Here is a 17,764-nt window from a genome sequence, read left to right as displayed (position 1 = left end):
CCTGTTCCGATTAACCGGGCTTGCCAGTCGGACTGTCCCCTGGCACCGGCTGGCTCAGCTGCAAAACCCAGTCACGCAGTTGCACCAGCTCTTTATCGTTCAGCCCCTTGGCGGCTTTTTGCAAGCTGCGGGTAAGCTGCACCTGCTCCAGTTTCGGCAACCGCTCCAGGCGCTCAGTCAACCCGGTCGAGGCCAGCTCTGCCACGGTACGGTCAGCATGGGTCCGTCGCAGCATCAGCTCCAGAAAATCCACCGCCCGCCCCAGCAAGACAAACACAAACGTTAGATCCCGCACAGGCCCGGCGGTCAGGGTTTTGCCCGCAACCGGCACACCTTTGATGTTCAGTTTTTCCGGTTTCCAGGTTGCTGCCAATGAGGCCAGCCCGGACAACAGTCCGCCCGCCAGTGCTCCGGCCATCAACGAACTGCCACCCACCCCAGCATCCAGCACCGCACCCGCCGCCGCTCCGGCAGAGGCCGCCAGCGCAACGATTTTCTGCCGATCCAGACCGTAAAGATACCAGTGACTGTTATCAAACAGATCCGGGTAATCAGCGCTTAACAACTGCGCTTGCACTCGCATATTGGAATGGGCAAACAAGGACTGTAACTGGCGCTGCATACTGAATTCCATATCGCGCAAGTGGCGCTGATACTGGCTTTTCAACTGGGTCTCCAAGGCAGATTTGGCAAAATCGGCCGGGACCCGAACATCACTGACATGACTGATCATCTGCACCATATGCTCAGCCACAATCATCGCTCCCTGACTGGCCAGACGGTCAAAATAACGCGTCAGTGCCGCCATGGTGGCTTCGATTGCAGGTCGCCAGGGTTCGTGTAATTCAGCAAAGGCCGACAGCACCGCGAACTGCTTTTGGCGATCCGCGGTCATGGGATCAAACACCCGCACCACACTGAAATACTGGCTCAGGGCGTTTTGCCATTCTTCCACATGTGCAGCACCGCCAATCGGATTGATCAGTGCCATGCGAGGCTGCCCGGTCCACTGCAAAATGGTCATTTCGGCTTCAAATTCCGGGCTGTAAGGCAAGGATCCATCAACCACATAGATAATACCGGCACCGTCCAGAATAGGCTGCAGCAGCTCGATTTCATCCTGAAACCGGCTGCTCGCTGCATGCCGTTGTTCGGTCACAAAATCCTGTACCGTCTGTTTGCGTTCAGCGGCATTGGGAGCCCGTTGCTGCAACCAGGACAATACTTGTCGTGGGCGCTGAAACCCCGGCGTATCAATCAGCCGATAATGACTGACACTATCAACACACAACTCAAACGCTTGTGCTGTTGTCGTGGTACCGGAAATTTCCGATATCCGGATTGCATCCTGACGCGTCAAGGTCGCGACAATGCTTGATTTACCCTTGTTCGGATGACCAACGACCGCAAATCCTGGCATCGTCATGCTAACACCCCTTTTTTAACGGAATCTGGTGACGACTGGCAAAATACTGCCAGGATTTAAGCAGGGTCTGGTAGCGCTCATCCTCGACCTCAGAGGACACCAGCACCAGCACAACCTGGGTATTGTTGTGCTGCAATAACTCGATACAGTCTGCCAGTTCACCGGTGGGTGTCTGCGCCGGATCCACCACCAGCAGTACCGGACGCGGCCGCTTGCTGTCGGCAGAGGCCAACCACTGTTCGTCTTCCAGCCAATCACCACTGCCCAGGTTTTTGACCACCGGCCAGTCGGTATCTGGCTGCTGCCAACTGATCAGATCGGCTGGCGTAGTGCTGATATCAATCTCGTCTGGCAGCACCAATGCTGCGTCTGATACCAGGGGTTCGTGGCTTTGCCGATGCTGCTGTGCCAGTACAAATTGCTCAACATCGGCGCTATTGGCAATACTCCAGCGCAGCTGCCGGATAAAACGCCAGCGTAACAACAGCGCCAGCGCAACCCGAGGCAAGATACCGTACACCATGATCGCCATCACCAGTGTCGGCCACCAGCCACTCTGGCGGCTTCCCATACCGGCACCGGACCCCATCACATCCTGGGCACTGAAACGACTCTGACTGATCAGTTCAAGACCCGGTGATGCCACCAGCCAGTGCCAGGGCCAGCTGACAACCGCCATCATGTGTACCATGGTGCGATTGTCACTGATCAGTGTCGACGACCAGCCAAATTGATAATCCTGAAAGGTCGCCAGTGCAAAAAAGGCCAGCAAGGCAGCGACTGAAAAAACCAACCCCAGCCACTGGGTTTGCCAAAGCATCCAGGGGAACAACACCTTCTGATACGGCAAAAAATGCGTCAGCCGCAGCTTGTTGGCCAACGCCAGCAACAAGGGATGGGCACTGGCCAGGCGAGCGGGTTCACGCGCTGGTGCCAACACCGTCATATAGGCGCTGCTCAGGGTAAACAGCAAAGGCAAGAAAGCGAACAGCAGCAGAGGCACCCAGATATTCACCGGCTGCTGACTGGCGTAGTTCAACACCCCCGCCATACTGGCAAAACCGATCACCGCAATAACCAGCCCCAACAGCAACAACACCCAGCGGGCGGGGGTTGTCAGCCCGTCGTCGCTGCCCTGCTGCAAGGCTTGTTGTTCCCAACGGCGCAAATAATCCACTGGCGACAGGGTATTGCTGGCATCACCACTGGCGGTGTCGGACGCTGTTAATGACAGTGGTTTTTGCGCCACAAACAAACGGAAGTCCAGCCAGCGACACATGGCGGTGGTGGCCCCGTCCTTGAAAAAAAACTGCACAACCTGGTTTGACGATACTGATAACGCTGAAGACATAGAATCCTGAATTTCCGCAACAAAAACCGTTACGCCCAGCCGTCAATGGCCGACCGCAGATAAAAAGATGGGCCAGTATACGTGGCGAATCGCTCCGAGGGCATATTCGCAGTCATGGGTATAATGGGTTGAAGGCTGACAGCCAGGTGTTTAGCAACAAGATCTTAAAACAAGATCTTGAATAGGCAGCACCGTGGCGGCAGTCGAACTTCGCATCATATGGCCAACACAATGCACTCCAGCACTCCAGAGAGCCACATTGCCGATTAATGCGTACCCGGCGTCCGTCGTCATTATCGATCAGAACCCCGTTGAAACCGAGTCACCGGACTCTGCCATGGCACTCATCATCCACTCCTTGAAGGCCTTCATCCCGGTGGTCAAGGGCCGGTTTTTGCGGTACACCAAGTAAAACGCCTTATTGGTATCCAGCTGAATATTAAACGGAATCATCAGGCGGCCAGAGGCAATTTCACGGGAAGTCAGCGTACTGTCGGCCAAGGCCACGCCCAGGTTCTCCTGCGCCGCTGCCGTCGCCAGTTGACTGCTCGACAGCTGCAAGCTGCCCTTCGGCACCAGATTGTCGACCCCGGCCTGATGCATCCAGTTTTCCCATTCCCACTTGCGCTTGCTGACGTAAATCAGCGTATGACGACGCAAGTCACTGGGCTTTTCCAACGGGTATTTGCCGGACAGCAGCGCTGGGCTACACACCGGCACCAGCATGACCTTGCAGAGAAAATGGGTTTCAATATCGTCCCACTCGCCATTACCGTAATAAATGGCGATATCCGTACTGACACGATTAAAATCAATCAGCCCCTGCGAGGCGTTGATTTGCAACTCAATATCCGGATACAACTCCTGAAACTGCGACATATGCGGCATCAGCCAGCGCGTCAGAAAATTGGGCGCCACACTGATCTGCACCACATTGCTTTCGTGGCCATTGGTCAGCCGCTGGGTAGCAACCTCGATTTCATCCAGCGCGTGTTTGATGCCATTCAGATACTGCTCTCCAGCGGAGGTCAGTGCCACCTTGCGCTTGTTGCGACTGAACAGCTGTACTCCCAGATATTCTTCAAGTGTCTTGATTTGATGGCTGACCGCCGAAGCCGTCACAGCCAACTCATCGGAGGCAGCAACAAAGCTGGATTTTCGGGCCGATGCTTCAAAGACACGCAAGGCATTCAAGGGAGGCAGGCGACGCATGAACAATCCTGAAAGATGAATTTATTTCAGCATCATGTCGCTAGCCTGACGGTTTTTCAACCACCTTGGTCTCTCTGTTACAATCCCGCCTCGACTTACTCTCTCACCGACCCTGGCTGCTGCTTTATGACCTCCCACTCGTTACGTTATCTGTCGGCCTACTCGGCCGATCTGCAACACCAGGCCAGCCAGCTGCTGCAGGCAAACAAACTGGGCGACTTGCTCAAACACCGTTACCCTCAGGCACACACCCTGGCGTCGGCCGGATTACTGTATGACTACGCGCAGGATCTCAAGCACCGCTATATGCGTAAATCACCTCCGATCAGCAAGGTGATTTACGACGACAAGATCCACGTAGTGGAACACGCTCTGGGGCTACATACCTTTGTCAGCCGGGTACAGGGCGGCAAGCTGAAGGCCAAGCACGAAATCCGTATTTCGACCCTGTTTCGCAACACCCCTGAAGCCTTCCTGCGCATGATCATCGTCCATGAACTGGCTCACCTGCGCGAAAAAGCCCACAACAAGGCGTTCTACCAACTTTGTCAGCATATGGAGCCAGACTATTTCCAGCTCGAACTGGATGTCCGGTTATACCTGTGTCAGCGCGACCAATACGGTGATTTATGGTGACTGCTGCCGGATTCTGATGGCTTCACATCGCGCATGTGGCTCTGCCTTGAAGTATTCCGGCCACAAAAAAGCCCGGTCATCCAGACCAGGCTTTTTTGTGGTGTTCCAGGGTGCCAGAACTCAGGGGGCATGATACCCGCAATCTATCGACTTACCATTTACTTGGCGTTGATCAAGGCCGCAAATTCAGTATAGCCGCCGACGTGTTCAGTGCCGATAAAGATTTGGGGCACGGTATCCACCGGTTTGCCAACGGTCTTTTCCAGGTCAGCCTTGCTGATACCTTCAACATTGATATCAATGTATTTAAAGTCCAGCTCTTTGATTTCACACAATTCTTTGGCACGCCGACAGTAGCCACAACCTTCTCGTCCAAAAATAGTGACACGTTTCATAAACAGCTTCTCCGCAGTAAGGGGCATGACCGCCACTCTGATTTACTCTCTGGAGTGCGATTCAGGGCTAGGCCATAGTGGGTAAGTATTCTCATAGCTTATAACGATAGCTCAACCTCTGTTAAATCAATATTTACTATAAAGGCTATAGCCTGCCACCCAGACCGCTGCCACCCAGGCAGCAGTCAGGACTTTCTCGCACAGAAGCCAGGAGAGCAATAAAATGAAGCTCATCCGGGCGCGTCTGGTTATTGCATTTCATATATTAGTATATTCTAATACAGGAATATAAATAATCTGGAATTCACACCAGTCTGTGAGTCCTGCCAGTAAACCCAGCCAGTAAATAAAGGATGCTCCTTATGCTGCCTTCTCGTTTAATGTTGAGCCTTGGCCTGTCTATCCTGCTCACCCTGCCGACCCATGCGCTGGAGACACGTACGTTACAAACCAGCCGCATCCCGGTGTTTTACGATTTTGAAGCCTCGTTGGAAGCGGTTAACGAAAGTACCATTTCCGCACAAACCAGCGGCTCGATTCTGGCCGTCCATGTGGATGTAAACGACCAGGTCAAAAAAGGGGCGTTGCTTATCGAAATCGACAACACCCAGCAAAAAGCCCAGCTCGCCCAAGCACAGGCTGAACTGGCAAAGGCAGAAGCCCAGAATGAAGACGCCCAGATCCTACTCAAACGTAACCAGCAACTACTGAAGCAACGGTCCATTTCCCAAGGCCAGTACGACAGCGCCTCCGCCCAGGCCAAAAGCGCCGCGGCGGCAGTTGCAGCAGCCAACGCCAATGTCCGTCAGGCCCGCACCCAATTGTCCTACACCCGTGTTACCGCCCCCTACTCCGGCATCGTCAAAGCCCGTATGGTACAAGTGGGTGAGCTGGTCAGCCCCGGGCAACCCATGATGACTGGCCTGGCATTACAACCACTGCGAGCGGTCACCAATTTGCCCCAGCGTATCGCCCGTTATTTCCGTAGCCGTCAAGCCGAAAGCAGTGTTGAGGTTCTGGTCGATGATCAGCAGATCCATATCAACGCCGACAAAATCACCCTTTACCCCTACGCCGATGACCAGCATCACAGTCTGCGTCTACGGGCCGAACTCCCTTCAGAAGGCGCCGCCAGCCGGTACCCCGGAATGTGGGCACAAGTGAGAGTGCCAGTGGGAGAACGAGAAGGCCTGATGATTCCACAAGATGCCGTCGTCAGACATTCCGAAGTCACCTCGGTGTACGTTATGAAGGATCAGCAACTGTCCATGCGTCAGGTACGGCTGGGCAACAACAGCAACGGTGAGACTGAAGTTCTGGCAGGACTCAGTGCCGGTGACACCATTGCCATTGATGGCTACGCAGCGCTGGCAATGATTGCCCAACAGGCTGAAGCCTCCTCCAACCACGCTGGAGAATAATGACCATGTCTGCAGACACCACCCCATTGGGAATTTCCGGTAAAACCGCCCACGCTTTCCAGAATTCAGCCATTACGCCATTGCTGGCACTGGTTGGCCTGCTGCTCGGTTTTTTTGCGGTGATGATCACCCCGAAAGAAGAAGAGCCGCAAATCGACGTTACCTTCGCCAACGTTTTTATCAGCTACCCGGGTGCCAGTGCCCGTGAAGTCGAGCAACTCGTCGCCATCCCCGCTGAGCAAGTCTTGTCTGAGATTCAGGATGTCGATGATATTTTCTCCATCAGCCAACCAGGCCAGGCCATACTGACCGTTGCCTTCAAGGTTGGTGTTCCGCGAGAAACGGCCATCATCAACCTCTATAACAAAGTCCACAGCAACAATGACTGGTTTCCGCAAAACCTGGGAATCAGCCAACCCATTATCAAACCGATGGGGATTGATGATGTCCCGATCATGGCAATCACCTTATCTTCTGACGACCCTCTGGTCTCTGCTGCCGAGTTAACCAAGATCGCCCATACCCTGGAAACCGAACTCAAGCGCATCCCGGGCACCCGTGACATCTACAGCATCGGCGGCCACTCCGATGTGGTGCTGGTCAAGCTGGACCCTGCTCGCATGAATGGCTACAACCTCGCCTTTGACGACGTTCGTAATACCCTGATGAGCGCCAATGCCGGTGGTCAACGCCTGCCTCTGGTACAAAACAACGAAGTGATTCAAATCCAGGCCGGAGCATTTTTGCAGCACAGTACCGACCTCGGACAGTTGGTTGTTGGCAAAACCGAGACCGGGCTGGTCTATCTCGCCGATATCGCCGACATTCACCAGGGTGCCGACGTTCCGGAACAATTTGTCATGCATCGCGACCTCGGCAACACTCACAGTCAGGTAGCCGTTACCATTGCGATTGCCAAACAGCCTGGCACCAATGCGGTCGACATCACCCAATCCGTCGAACAACGCCTGATCGACCTCAAACAGCGCGTTATTCCCGACAATATCAACGCCGATATCACCCGTGACTATGGCATCACAGCCAAAGACAAATCCGACAAGCTGATCGCCAAACTCCTGTTTGCAACCACTGCCGTGGTGGTTCTGGTATTGGCAACCATGGGCTGGCGCGAGGCCATCATTGTTGGTGGTGCTATTTTTATCACTCTGGCCATCACGCTGTTTGCCAGCTGGGTATGGGGCTTTACGCTCAACCGGGTATCCCTGTTCGCGCTGATTTTCTCCATCGGTATTCTGGTGGACGACGCCATTGTGGTGGTCGAAAACATCCATCGACACCTGCATCTGGGCGGCAAAAAACTGCTGGACGTAATCCCGATTGCGGTCGACGAAGTTGGTGGGCCAACCATTCTCGCCACCTTTACTGTGATCGCGGCTCTTATGCCCATGGCGTTTGTAACCGGCCTGATGGGGCCTTATATGAGCCCAATCCCGATCAACGCCTCAACCGGTATGCTGATTTCCCTGGTGGTGGCGTTTGTGGTTACACCCTGGTTATCCTACAAACTGCTCAAACGCCATTTACCCGACAGCACATCGGCTGATGAAGCCCCTGCCGATTCAAAGCTGCAGCGGTTTTTCCATGCCCTGATGTCACCCTTCCTGCAAGGCGCTGGCGCAGTCAAAAAACGTATTCTGTTATTTGTGGGGATTACCGGCCTGATTGTTGTCGCCGTTGCCTTGCCCGCCACAGAACTGGTGGTCTTGAAAATGCTGCCATTCGACAACAAGTCAGAATTCCAGGTTGTCGTCGATATGCCTGAAGGCACCCCGGTTGAAGAAACCCTGATGGTTCTCGATGCCCTCGCCGATGAATTAATGACCGTGGAAGAAATCCGCGATGTACAACTGTATGCCGGTACCGCAGCCCCCATTAACTTCAACGGACTGATACGCCAGTATTACTTGCGCAGCTTGCCTAACCAGGGCGATATCCAGGTCAACCTGGTCGACAAGCACCATCGTGACCGTAAAAGCCATGACATTGCCCTGTCCGTACGAGAACCGCTGCAAGTCATTGGCGAGCGCCTGAACGCCAACGTCAAAATCATCGAAGTACCACCTGGCCCACCCGTGATGGCACCGATTGTGGCGGAAGTCTATGGCCCGGAATACAGCCGCCAGATCGAAGCCGCCAAGGCCTTGCGTGGCCAGTTTGAAACCACGGCCGATATCGTCGATGTTGATGACTACATTGAAGCCGACCAACAACAGTGGATCATTCGTATCGATCGCCAGCGCGCCGCCATGCTGGGAGTCGCACAAGCCAGCATCGTCCAGGCCATCAACACCGCATTGGGTGGCGAGGATGTCAGCTATTTACACACCCACACTGAAGAAGGAGATCTCTCCAGTGCCAACAGCAAATACCCGCTCCCCATTCGTCTTGAACTGAACGAAGGCGACAAAGTGGGCCTGAACCAGCTGCTGGTGATGAAAGTGAAAGCCGCCGATGGCAGCCTGGTTTCACTGGCTGACCTAGTCAGCATTCGTAAAACCATCGCCGACAAAACCATCTACCATAAAAACCTGCAACCGGTCGTTTTTGTCACTGCGGATATGGCCGGAGAACTCGACAGCCCGCTGTACGGCCTGTTTGGTATCTCGTTTGGCATGGAAGACGCCGGACTCAACTGGCAACAATGGTTTATTCAGCAACCACCGCTGACTGACGATATCAGCATGAAATGGGACGGCGAGTGGCAAATCACTTACGAAACCTTCCGCGATATGGGGATTGCCTATGGTGTCGGCATGATTCTGATTTACCTGCTGGTGGTCGGTCAGTTCCGCAGCTACCTGGTGCCGTTGATTATTATGGCTCCGATTCCACTGACGGTGATTGGTGTTATGCCGGGGCACGCCCTGTTTGGTGCCCAGTTCACCGCCACCTCCATGATCGGCATGATCGCCCTGGCAGGGATTATCGTGCGGAACTCCATCTTGCTGGTCGACTTTATCAATCAGCAACTAGAAGAAGGAATGCGCTTTGAAGAAGCCGTTGTAACTGCCGCAGCCGTGCGCTCCCGGCCGATTGTACTGACCGCTGTCGCAGCCATGATCGGGGCATTCTTTATTCTGGATGACCCGATCTTTAACGGCCTGGCGATCTCACTGATCTTCGGCATCATGGTCTCTACCCTGTTGACGCTGATCGTAATCCCGCTGCTGTATTTCTCGCTGATGCCTAAGAACCTGGGCGAAAAACTGCGGGGAGAAATGGCAGGCTGAGATCAGCCCACCGGCAAATAATGCAACCCGACAATCAGCCCCTCATCTGAGGGGCTGATTTATGTTCAGCAGAACCTCATGTCTCCTGATCCACCCAGCTGACCACCGGTGTATTGTCATTTCGCTGCATTCGTCGCCTTGCCCTGAACAACGGCAACACTTGCGCAGAGCCGTGCAGGATTAAATAGATGCCCCCTTCAGGGCAATTTACATTTACCCAAGCCGCCTTATTTACTCTTCCAGATCTGCGCCACTGCCCGGTCACTGCCCAAAAAGCCGACAATCAGGCACACAATGCTAACGGTGAAAAAAACGATTCCTGGCAACAAGCCACCCCAGATTGCCGCCCTGATGGCAACGTATAACGAACCGCTGGAAATCACCAGAAACAGGCAGCCAACGGCCAGCAGAATTTTACGGAAGGAAGGTTTATAGGCGTATTCACCGGTTCCTTTTTCAAACAGATTCAGAAGCGGGGCAAACAGTTTTCGTAATTGGGTTTTCATAAACGCGATGGAGCCCTGTGTCAGATAATCGGTGGCAAAGCCGGTGCGGTAAGGTTTCAGGCTACTCCGCTTACGAGACCAGCCAAGACTGACCATCGTTTGACCCGACCAAAAAGCGCTACAATATCAACCTTTACCGCCATAAACCAACACGGCACCCGGCTGCACTTGCCCAAGGTGTCTTTTCTTAATGCCCGTTGTCCGGGCTGTACAACAGGAATTCGACGTGACTCACTGGATCGATACTCGCCATATCAAGGGCTGGCATGCCCATGTCTATTTTGATGCCGCAACCCAAGGGCAAGCCCGCGAGCTGTGTCAGGCTCTGACGGAAGCATTGCCGGGTATCCAGCAGGGTCGCATGCATGAAAAAGCCGTTGGCCCACACCCGGACTGGAGCTGCCAGCTGGCTTTTGGCCATGATCTGATTGCCGATGTCCTTGGCTTTTTGAGCCTGAACCGCCAGGGCCTGACGGTGTTTATTCACCCGATTACCGGACAAGACCTGATCGATCACCGGGACAGGGCTATCTGGATGGGCGCAATACGCCCGCTCAAGCTGGAAAACTTGCCGGATTTTGGGGTTGTCTATGACCTGTTATCCGACTCCCCTGCCTGAGCCTAGCCCTCCTGCACTCTCCATGTAATGTAGCCAGAGCCAGTTATAGCCAGTGGTCAGAACACCGCGGATCAAGACAGGGGCTGTAATATCCACACAGACTCTGTTGCACTCAGCCGGTTTTTCATAACGCCGTCAATCTCTTCGGTTTCCAGCAACAGCAGTCGATAATCCTGGTCGTAATGCTGATGCAGTTCTGCACGAGGCACAGAGAATGGCGGGCCTTTTCTTTTTTCCTGATCGTATTCGTAGCTCACCAGTAACTGCCTGGCCGTATCCGTCAACTGACGCAGGTGCTCACTGTAACGCTGGCGCAACGCCGGCGGTAACGCCACCAGTGCTGCGCGGTCATAGATGGCATCCACCTCGCCCAGTACCTCGGCACTGAGGTCAAAGATATCCCCCACAAAAATATCCAGGCCATCGGCCTGATACTGCAACAAAGGCCCGATCTGACGAATCTCTGGCGTCACTCCCAGCTCTGCAAACAAGGCCTGAATCGCGCTTTCGTTTAACTCGGCACCGGCAACCTGCACGCCCTGCCCCAGCAGCCAGCCAATATCCAGTGTTTTGCCACACAAAGGCAGAAATACCCGCTGCCCTTCCTTTAGTGCCAACCGCTCGTAGTATTTGACCAGCACCGGGTTGGTCTCATTTTGGTGGAAACCAATTTCGCCGCGCTCCCATTTTGCATGCCAGAAACTTGCGTCCATTGTCTTACTCCAGAACTGATATATCGCATTGCCCGCCATCATACACGGTGGCGTGGAATTTCAGAGCGCCGGAACAGCAGGCCGAACACGTCCCGACCCTGGTCATAGCGCCTTCCACAATAACGACGTTCAAACCAGGTACGTCAAATGCCTGATACACCACTCGCACCACTCGCACCACTCACACCCAATACCTGCGACATCGATTCCGCCAATCTCAGCCAATCTCAGCCAATGCCGGATAATGCCGTCGCCATGACACAAACCAGCGCATACACGGCACTGGGTGCCAAGAACCGCAACAGCCCAACAGCGTTTAATCAATGCAGCCATGAAGAAACCACCCGGTCTCTTCATAAGAATCATCAGCAAATGATCGAGGGACTCATGTCTGCTACTGAATACGACTACATCATCGCCGGAGCCGGATCGGCCGGTTGCATACTGGCCACCCGACTGATTGAAGCTGGCCAAAGCGTACTGCTGCTGGAAGCCGGTGAAAAAGACGACAGCATGTTTCACAAAATCCCAGCCACTGTGGTGAAAGTTTTCCAGCAAAAATCATGGCCTTACATGACTTTGCCGCAAGAGCATTGCGACAATCGGCAAATGTTAATCGCCCAGGGTAAAGTACTGGGTGGAGGCAGCTCGGTGAATGGCATGATCTACATTCGCGGCCAGCATCAGGACTACGATGACTGGGCAACCCAGTGGGGTTGCACCGGCTGGGGCTACACCGATGTACTGCCCTACTTCCGCAAAGGCGAAGCCAACGAAAGCCTGGGTGACCGGTATCATGGCGAAACCGGCCCGGTGCATATTGGCGAAAACCGCTACCGTCATCCGCTGACCCAGGCCTGTATCCGTGCTTGCGAACAAATGGGCCTGCCGTATACCAACGATTTTAACGGCGCATCCCAGGAAGGCACCGGTTTTTACCAGACCAACATCAAGAATGGCGAGCGCCAAAGCACCTCACAAACCTACCTGAAAAGCGTCAAGGACAACCCGCGGCTCAAGGTCGAAACCCACGCACTGGTCCACAAGGTTAACCTGACCAACAGCGTGATTGGCAACCGCGCCAGCGGTGTGACCTACTCAATCAAGGGTGGCGCGGCACAAACAGCAAATGCCAAAAAAGAAGTGATTATCAGCGCCGGTGCGTTTGGCAGCCCTAAAATCCTGATGCTCTCTGGCATTGGCCCCAACGAAAACCTCAGCAAGGTCGGTATCAAAACCGAGGTGGAATTGCCGGTTGGCAAGAACTTCCACGACCACCAGCACATGTCGATCAATGCCACCACCAAAGATCCGATTTCTATCTATGAAGAAGACAAGGGGCCTTCTGCCATCAAGCACATGCTGCAGTGGCTCTGGACCCGCTCTGGCTTGATGACGTCCAACATTCTGGAAGGTGGCGCGTTTATCGACTCCGAAGGCGTAGGTCGCCCGGATGTGCAATTCCACTTTTTGCCACTGCTCGACAACTTCGATAACACACCCGGAGAAAAACCAGAAGCCGAAGCCCATGGTGTCTCTATCAAGGTGGGTCATCTGCGCTCCAAATCCCGGGGCGAAGTACGCCTTGCCAGCAGTAACCCCAGCGATCTGGTCGAGATTGACGCCCAGGTGTTATCGCACCCGGACGATCTGAAAAATCAGGTTCGCGCCGTCAAGGTCGCACTAAAAGCCATGGAACAACCGGCACTCAAGCGCCTGATCAAACGCGTGATCGAACCCGACAACATTGCCATTGACGACGACAAGGGGCTTGAAAACTTTGTCCGCAAAAACATCAAGACGGTCTATCACCCAGGGGGTACCTGCAAGCTGGGCACCAACCCGCAAGACGCCGTTGTCGATCTGGAACTGCGTGTTCACGGCGTTCCCAACTTACGTGTGATCGATATGTCGATTTGCCCGCAAGTGCCCAGCGGCAACACCAACGCCGTTGCCATGATGATAGGTGAACGTGGTGCCGATCTGATTCTGAACCCCGGCCAGATCCTTGCCACGACCACCAGCCAGCTCACTACTCCAAGTACAAAAAAGGAACCCGCCCATGTCTGATATTCAACTGCTGCCAGAAACCCTCGCCTTTCTGGAACGTCAACACGGACAGTTCATCGATGGTAGCGCCGTGGCGCCTGCCGCCGGTACAGAAGTCATTGATATTACCAACCCGGCAACCGAGCAGGTTATTGGCCAAGTCACCAGCGCCTCGACCGACCAGCTGAACCAGGCGGTCGACAATGCCAAGGCCTGTTTCAAAAGCACCTGGGCCAACTTCAATCCCTACGCTCGCGGCCAGCTATTGAACAAACTGGCTGATCTGATCGAAGCCAATGCCGAACAGATTGCGCAGCTGGAAACCTTGTCCAGTGGTAAATCAATCAACCTGTCACGGATGTTTGAAGCCCAGCAAAGCGCCATTTTCCTGCGTTATTACGCTGGCTGGACCACCAAAATCACTGGCGACACGCTACAACCTTCGTTCCCGTCCATGGCCGGAGAGCAGTACAGCGCCTTTACCCGACGCGAACCCATCGGAGTGGTAGCCGCCATTGTGCCGTGGAACTTCCCGCTGATGATTGCCGTCTGGAAACTCGGCGCGGCGCTGGCCTGTGGTTGCACCGTGGTGTTGAAACCCAGTGAATTTACGCCACTCACCTGTCTGCGTCTGGCCGAACTGGCCAAAGAAGCGGGCTTGCCGGATGGCACGCTGAACGTGATTAATGGCAAAGGGGATGTTGGTGCGCAGCTGATCCAACACCCGGATATCGCCAAGGTGTCCTTTACCGGTTCGGTACCAACGGGCAAAAAAGTGAATCTGACAGCAGCAGCCGACCTGACCCGTTGCACCCTGGAACTGGGGGGCAAAAACACCGCCGCGCTATTAAAAGATGCGGATATCGACCGTGCAGTCGGTGGTTTGCTGCAAACCGGCTACATTCACCAGGGCCAGGTTTGTGCTGCGCCAGAACGTGTGTACGTCCACGCCTCGCGACTGGATGAACTGACCGCCAAACTCGGTGGCGCACTCAGTGCGGCACCGATGGGATCACCCCTGGATGAACAAGTGGTTTTTGGCCCGATTTCCAACAAGCCACAATACGAAAAAGTATGTCATTACCTCGACATCGCCAACCAGGAAAGCCGCATTCTGACCGGTGGCAAGGCGGTACCAGGGCCGGTCAATGGCAAGGGGTATTTTGTTCAGCCCACCATTGTGCAAGTCAATAGCGCCAACGACACCCTGATGCAGGAAGAAACCTTCGGGCCTATCCTCAGCTTTATGGCGTATGAAGAAGAAGATGAACTGATCAGTCTGATCAACAACACCCCTTACGGCCTCGGCACCAGCTTGTGGACCAACAATCTGTCGGCCACCATGCGTATGATTCCACAAATTGAGTCCGGCACTGTCTGGGTCAATCTGCATACCATGGTGGACCCTGCGGTGCCTTTTGGTGGCGTCAAACACTCCGGTATTGGCCGTGAATTTGGCAGTGCGTTTATCGATGAGTACACAGAAACCAAATCGGTCATTATGGCGTATTAAGTTCTGATCCCGGTGCTGGTCTCTCCCATGATTCCCTGTCAGGCGCAGATGAGACCAACACCGGCCTGCGCGCCCATACTGTCCATGCTTATACCTTCCGCGCCATATCTGCCCCCTGATCCAGCCTCCCGGCTTGCCAGACAGCTGCCTGCAGAAGTCGCTGTTTTCATTTCCTGTAGCCACTGTCTCGGGTTTTGAGCAGACTGGTTCAATTCTTGCTTTTTTAATTGAATATTCAAGTTTTAAGAAGTGAGATTTTGCATGCATCCACAGTCTGACCTCGCGCATTGGGAATCTTCTGTACACGCAATTTGCGGCAATTTTTCGACCCACCCCCAGCGCCATATTCCTTTTTGGGGCAGTATCCAACTAAGCAATCTCGGCGGACTTGAAGTCGCCCATATAGAAACCAACGCCCATCGCGTTGAACGCGGCTATAAAGCCACCCAGGACGATCGCTACTGCTTTTTGATCCTGCAGACCGGGGGCGTCATGGGGTTCAGCGCCTGCAACGGTGAAGAGCTGGCCCTGAAGCCTGGAGAAATCGTTCTGATTGACTCTTCCTGGCGCTTCAACATGCTGCCACAAGGGCTGATCCAGCAAACGTCGGTGCATTTGCCACGCACACTGGTGCAGAACCTTTTACCGGGCAAACAGCCCTTTCACAAGCTGTCCTCCAACGGCATCAGCACACAAATGTTACGCAATATGATGCAGCAATTACGTTACTCAAATACTCATTTTGGTGCAGCAGACAGCGAAGGTATGGCGTTACAACAGGCGCTGGCCTCCTTGCTGCAACCGGCACTAAACCTGCACGAACAAGCCCCTTCATCTTTGCGGGCACTGGCGGAACAGCATATTGTACGGCTCCTGCAAGATCATCGTTTGTCACCGGAACGGCTGGCCGATGAAATGCATATTTCCCGCCGCACCCTCTACCGGCTGTTTGAGTCCGAGGGTCAAAGTATTGCCCACCGCATCCTGACCTTGCGACTCGACCGCTGCAGCGCCGAACTGGAATGGCCTGGCAACGATGCCCTGTCGATCACGGATATTGCCTTCAAATGGGGGTTTTCAGATGTGTCGCAGTTTTCACGTGCTTTCAAGCGGGAACGCGGCATCTCGCCACGGGAATATCGGCAACTGTCACTGCAAGCCGCCAATATCGCTCAGGACACCAGCAGCCATGCGCCCGAGTTTTTTTAGCGGGCATGCTTGCGTCTTAACGCAGGGGTATCCCGCGATGCTTCCTGATAACAAGGCAGCCGGAAAAAGCCGGTAAAACCAATAAAAAAAACCAACCAAATGGCACCAATAAGCAGTATTGCTGTTGCAGTCATAACCTATGCTTCTCTGTTTTTTTATTATGGCTCCAGTCTGGCACAGACGTTCCCTACCGGTATGGCAAGACGCCATGTTTACGCCCGGCAAGGGTCGGATGGCTCAGATTGTCCTTTACTGCGAATCACCTTGTGCCAGTAACCAGCGACGATCCAGAGACGTAATGCCCCGGCATCCCATCAGGTTCAGCGATCGCCCGAGTTCTTCCTGAACAATCGTCAAGACCCGATCCACCCCGGCACCCCCATAAGCTGCCACGCCATACAAGGTGGTACGAGCCAGCAAAACGCCTTCAGCCCCTAACGCCAGCGCTTTGATAATATCGGTGCCACGCCGTACCCCACCGTCCAGCAACAGACTGATACGACCATCAACAACCGGTGCAATACGCGCCAGAGCGTCCAGACTGCTGCTTGCCCCATCAAGCTGGCGGCCACCATGATTGCTGACGACCACCCCATCCAGACCGAGGCTGATTGCCATCCGCGCATCGTCTGGATGCAGCACGCCTTTCAGAATCATCTTGCCGGGCCAGTTGGCACGAATCGCCGCCAACCGCTGCCAGTCCAGTCGGGTATCCAGTTGCTCGGCGATAAACTGCATGGCACCCAATGCCGTGCGCTCACCATCCGGCAAATAGGCATTCAGATTACCCATGGTCGGCAGGCCTGCGGGCACCATCACCCGCCACAACCAGCCAGGACGGGTCAAGACATTCAGCTTGTTGGCCAGGGTCAGCTGGCGTGGCGAAGCAAAATTGCGCCGGTCCCACTCACGATTACCAACCACCAGGGCATCACTGGTTACCACCAGCGTTGAGCATCCGGCTTTTAAGGCCCGCTGGAGCAAATCCTGCTCCAGCGATGGGTCTTTCAAGGCATAAAGTTGAAACCAGAGATCGGCATCCGGGACCTGCTGGCGAACCTGCTCCAGGGAGGCGTTGGCAACCGTACTGAGCGTAAAGGGCACGCCATGCGCAGTGGCTGCACGCGCCAGTTCGACATCCGCATTGGGCCACAACATGCCGTTAAAACCACTGGGGCCAATGGCCAGCGGCAGCTGGCTGGCCGAGCCAACCAGTGAGCCAGCCAATATGGGCGGGTCATTCGGAACCAATGTTTTACTGTGCAAACGGTACTGCTGAAAAGCACTCCGGTTACATTGCAAAGTGCTTTCGTCTTCCGCGCCACCTTGCAGATATTCCCAGGCAAAACCAGGCAGCCGATGGCGGGCTACATGGGCCATTTCGGCCACACTGAGAATACGTTGCGGATCATAACCGCGGTAATACCGTCGCATGGTCGGCTTCCTGTCTGGTCTGGCCGGGG

14 protein-coding genes are annotated in these 17,764 nt (G+C 54.5%); 7 read left to right on the top strand and 7 right to left on the bottom strand.

Going from position 1 to position 17,764, the window contains the following annotated elements; translation table 11 throughout:
* Positions 1–10: 10 nt before the first annotated feature.
* The 3 genes from Q8W24_RS02240 to gcvA all read right to left on the bottom strand — a co-directional run bounded on the left by Q8W24_RS02240 (position 11) and on the right by gcvA (position 3,989).
* Entirely contained in the window at positions 11–1,426 is a 1,416-nt protein-coding gene (locus tag Q8W24_RS02240) for a DUF3482 domain-containing protein (protein WP_305474245.1), read from the bottom strand.
* A 1-nt stretch (position 1,427) separates the two neighbouring features.
* Positions 1,428–2,777 carry a DUF2868 domain-containing protein gene (locus Q8W24_RS02235; RefSeq protein WP_305474243.1) on the bottom strand — a complete coding sequence of 450 codons (1,350 nt, stop codon included), beginning with the start codon at positions 2,775–2,777 and terminating at the stop codon, positions 1,428–1,430.
* Positions 2,778–3,077: 300 nt separating this feature from the next.
* On the bottom strand, positions 3,078–3,989 hold the full coding sequence (gene gcvA / locus Q8W24_RS02230; protein ID WP_303434317.1) for a transcriptional regulator GcvA: 912 nt from the start codon (positions 3,987–3,989) through the stop codon (positions 3,078–3,080).
* Positions 3,990–4,115: 126 nt separating this feature from the next.
* Between gcvA and Q8W24_RS02225 the strand changes: the two genes are divergently transcribed.
* Positions 4,116–4,625, top strand: coding sequence for a M48 family metallopeptidase (locus tag Q8W24_RS02225; protein ID WP_303434318.1), 510 nt, complete (start codon positions 4,116–4,118; stop codon positions 4,623–4,625).
* Between the two features lie 158 nt (positions 4,626–4,783).
* Here Q8W24_RS02225 and Q8W24_RS02220 read toward each other — a convergent pair whose 3' ends face one another.
* The gene (locus tag Q8W24_RS02220) at positions 4,784–5,020 is read right to left on the bottom strand and encodes a GrxA family glutaredoxin (protein WP_303434319.1); all 237 of its coding nucleotides are present in this window, start codon (positions 5,018–5,020) and stop codon (positions 4,784–4,786) included.
* A gap of 362 nt (positions 5,021–5,382) precedes the next feature.
* Here Q8W24_RS02220 and Q8W24_RS02215 point away from each other — a divergent pair, with 362 nt between their 5' ends.
* Both Q8W24_RS02215 and Q8W24_RS02210 read left to right on the top strand, forming a co-directional pair.
* A complete protein-coding gene (locus Q8W24_RS02215) occupies positions 5,383–6,441 on the top strand; it encodes an efflux RND transporter periplasmic adaptor subunit (RefSeq protein WP_303434320.1) in 1,059 nt (352 codons plus the stop codon).
* Positions 6,441–9,692, top strand: a complete 3,252-nt coding sequence (locus Q8W24_RS02210) for an efflux RND transporter permease subunit (RefSeq protein WP_305474241.1) — start codon at positions 6,441–6,443, stop codon at positions 9,690–9,692. Before Q8W24_RS02215 ends, Q8W24_RS02210 begins: the two co-directional genes overlap by 1 nt.
* A gap of 227 nt (positions 9,693–9,919) precedes the next feature.
* Here Q8W24_RS02210 and Q8W24_RS02205 read toward each other — a convergent pair whose 3' ends face one another.
* Positions 9,920–10,294: a hypothetical protein gene (locus Q8W24_RS02205; protein WP_305474239.1), complete on the bottom strand. Its 375-nt coding sequence runs from the start codon at positions 10,292–10,294 to the stop codon at positions 9,920–9,922.
* Between the two features lie 130 nt (positions 10,295–10,424).
* On the opposite strand from Q8W24_RS02205, the gene Q8W24_RS02200 reads away from it, so the two are divergent.
* The gene (locus Q8W24_RS02200; RefSeq protein ID WP_305413202.1) at positions 10,425–10,817 is read left to right on the top strand and encodes a DOPA 4,5-dioxygenase family protein; all 393 of its coding nucleotides are present in this window, start codon (positions 10,425–10,427) and stop codon (positions 10,815–10,817) included.
* 71 nt (positions 10,818–10,888) lie between these two features.
* Here the strand turns inward: Q8W24_RS02200 and tmpT are convergent, their stop codons facing one another.
* Entirely contained in the window at positions 10,889–11,530 is a 642-nt protein-coding gene (gene tmpT / locus Q8W24_RS02195; protein ID WP_305474238.1) for a thiopurine S-methyltransferase, read from the bottom strand.
* A 147-nt stretch (positions 11,531–11,677) separates the two neighbouring features.
* Here tmpT and Q8W24_RS02190 point away from each other — a divergent pair, with 147 nt between their 5' ends.
* The 3 genes from Q8W24_RS02190 (at position 11,678) to feaR (ending at position 16,301) form a co-directional block, all read left to right on the top strand.
* A complete protein-coding gene (locus Q8W24_RS02190) occupies positions 11,678–13,600 on the top strand; it encodes a GMC family oxidoreductase (RefSeq protein WP_305474236.1) in 1,923 nt (640 codons plus the stop codon).
* The gene (locus tag Q8W24_RS02185) at positions 13,593–15,092 is read left to right on the top strand and encodes an aldehyde dehydrogenase family protein (RefSeq protein ID WP_303434326.1); all 1,500 of its coding nucleotides are present in this window, start codon (positions 13,593–13,595) and stop codon (positions 15,090–15,092) included. The genes Q8W24_RS02190 and Q8W24_RS02185 overlap by 8 nt, the downstream gene beginning before the upstream one ends.
* Positions 15,093–15,353: 261 nt before the next feature.
* Positions 15,354–16,301, top strand: a complete 948-nt coding sequence (feaR, locus tag Q8W24_RS02180) for a transcriptional regulator FeaR (RefSeq protein WP_305474235.1) — start codon at positions 15,354–15,356, stop codon at positions 16,299–16,301.
* A 249-nt stretch (positions 16,302–16,550) separates the two neighbouring features.
* On the opposite strand, the gene Q8W24_RS02175 is transcribed toward feaR, so the two are convergent.
* Positions 16,551–17,735, bottom strand: coding sequence for an alpha-hydroxy acid oxidase (locus Q8W24_RS02175; protein ID WP_305413195.1), 1,185 nt, complete (start codon positions 17,733–17,735; stop codon positions 16,551–16,553).
* Positions 17,736–17,764 lie beyond the last annotated feature (29 nt).

The organism is Oceanobacter sp. 4_MG-2023 (genome assembly GCF_030689165.1).
Lineage (GTDB): Bacteria > Pseudomonadota > Gammaproteobacteria > Pseudomonadales > Oceanobacteraceae > Oceanobacter.
The sequence above is the reverse complement of the archived record's forward strand: the minus strand, read 5'-3'. Positions and strand labels throughout refer to the sequence as shown.

What these genes read in the sequence shown, in the direction of transcription:
- Q8W24_RS02240 (WP_305474245.1), bottom strand. Translation starts at nt 1,426, where the DNA reads ATGACGATGCCAGGATTTGCGGTCGTTGGTCATCCGAACAAGGGTAAA.
- Q8W24_RS02235 (WP_305474243.1), bottom strand. Translation starts at nt 2,777, where the DNA reads ATGTCTTCAGCGTTATCAGTATCGTCAAACCAGGTTGTGCAGTTTTTT.
- gcvA (WP_303434317.1), bottom strand. Translation starts at nt 3,989, where the DNA reads ATGCGTCGCCTGCCTCCCTTGAATGCCTTGCGTGTCTTTGAAGCATCG.
- Q8W24_RS02225 (WP_303434318.1), top strand. Translation starts at nt 4,116, where the DNA reads ATGACCTCCCACTCGTTACGTTATCTGTCGGCCTACTCGGCCGATCTG.
- Q8W24_RS02220 (WP_303434319.1), bottom strand. Translation starts at nt 5,020, where the DNA reads ATGAAACGTGTCACTATTTTTGGACGAGAAGGTTGTGGCTACTGTCGG.
- Q8W24_RS02215 (WP_303434320.1), top strand. Translation starts at nt 5,383, where the DNA reads ATGCTGCCTTCTCGTTTAATGTTGAGCCTTGGCCTGTCTATCCTGCTC.
- Q8W24_RS02210 (WP_305474241.1), top strand. Translation starts at nt 6,441, where the DNA reads ATGACCATGTCTGCAGACACCACCCCATTGGGAATTTCCGGTAAAACC.
- Q8W24_RS02205 (WP_305474239.1), bottom strand. Translation starts at nt 10,294, where the DNA reads ATGGTCAGTCTTGGCTGGTCTCGTAAGCGGAGTAGCCTGAAACCTTAC.
- tmpT (WP_305474238.1), bottom strand. Translation starts at nt 11,530, where the DNA reads ATGGACGCAAGTTTCTGGCATGCAAAATGGGAGCGCGGCGAAATTGGT.
- Q8W24_RS02190 (WP_305474236.1), top strand. Translation starts at nt 11,678, where the DNA reads ATGCCTGATACACCACTCGCACCACTCGCACCACTCACACCCAATACC.
- Q8W24_RS02185 (WP_303434326.1), top strand. Translation starts at nt 13,593, where the DNA reads ATGTCTGATATTCAACTGCTGCCAGAAACCCTCGCCTTTCTGGAACGT.
- feaR (WP_305474235.1), top strand. Translation starts at nt 15,354, where the DNA reads ATGCATCCACAGTCTGACCTCGCGCATTGGGAATCTTCTGTACACGCA.
- Q8W24_RS02175 (WP_305413195.1), bottom strand. Translation starts at nt 17,735, where the DNA reads ATGCGACGGTATTACCGCGGTTATGATCCGCAACGTATTCTCAGTGTG.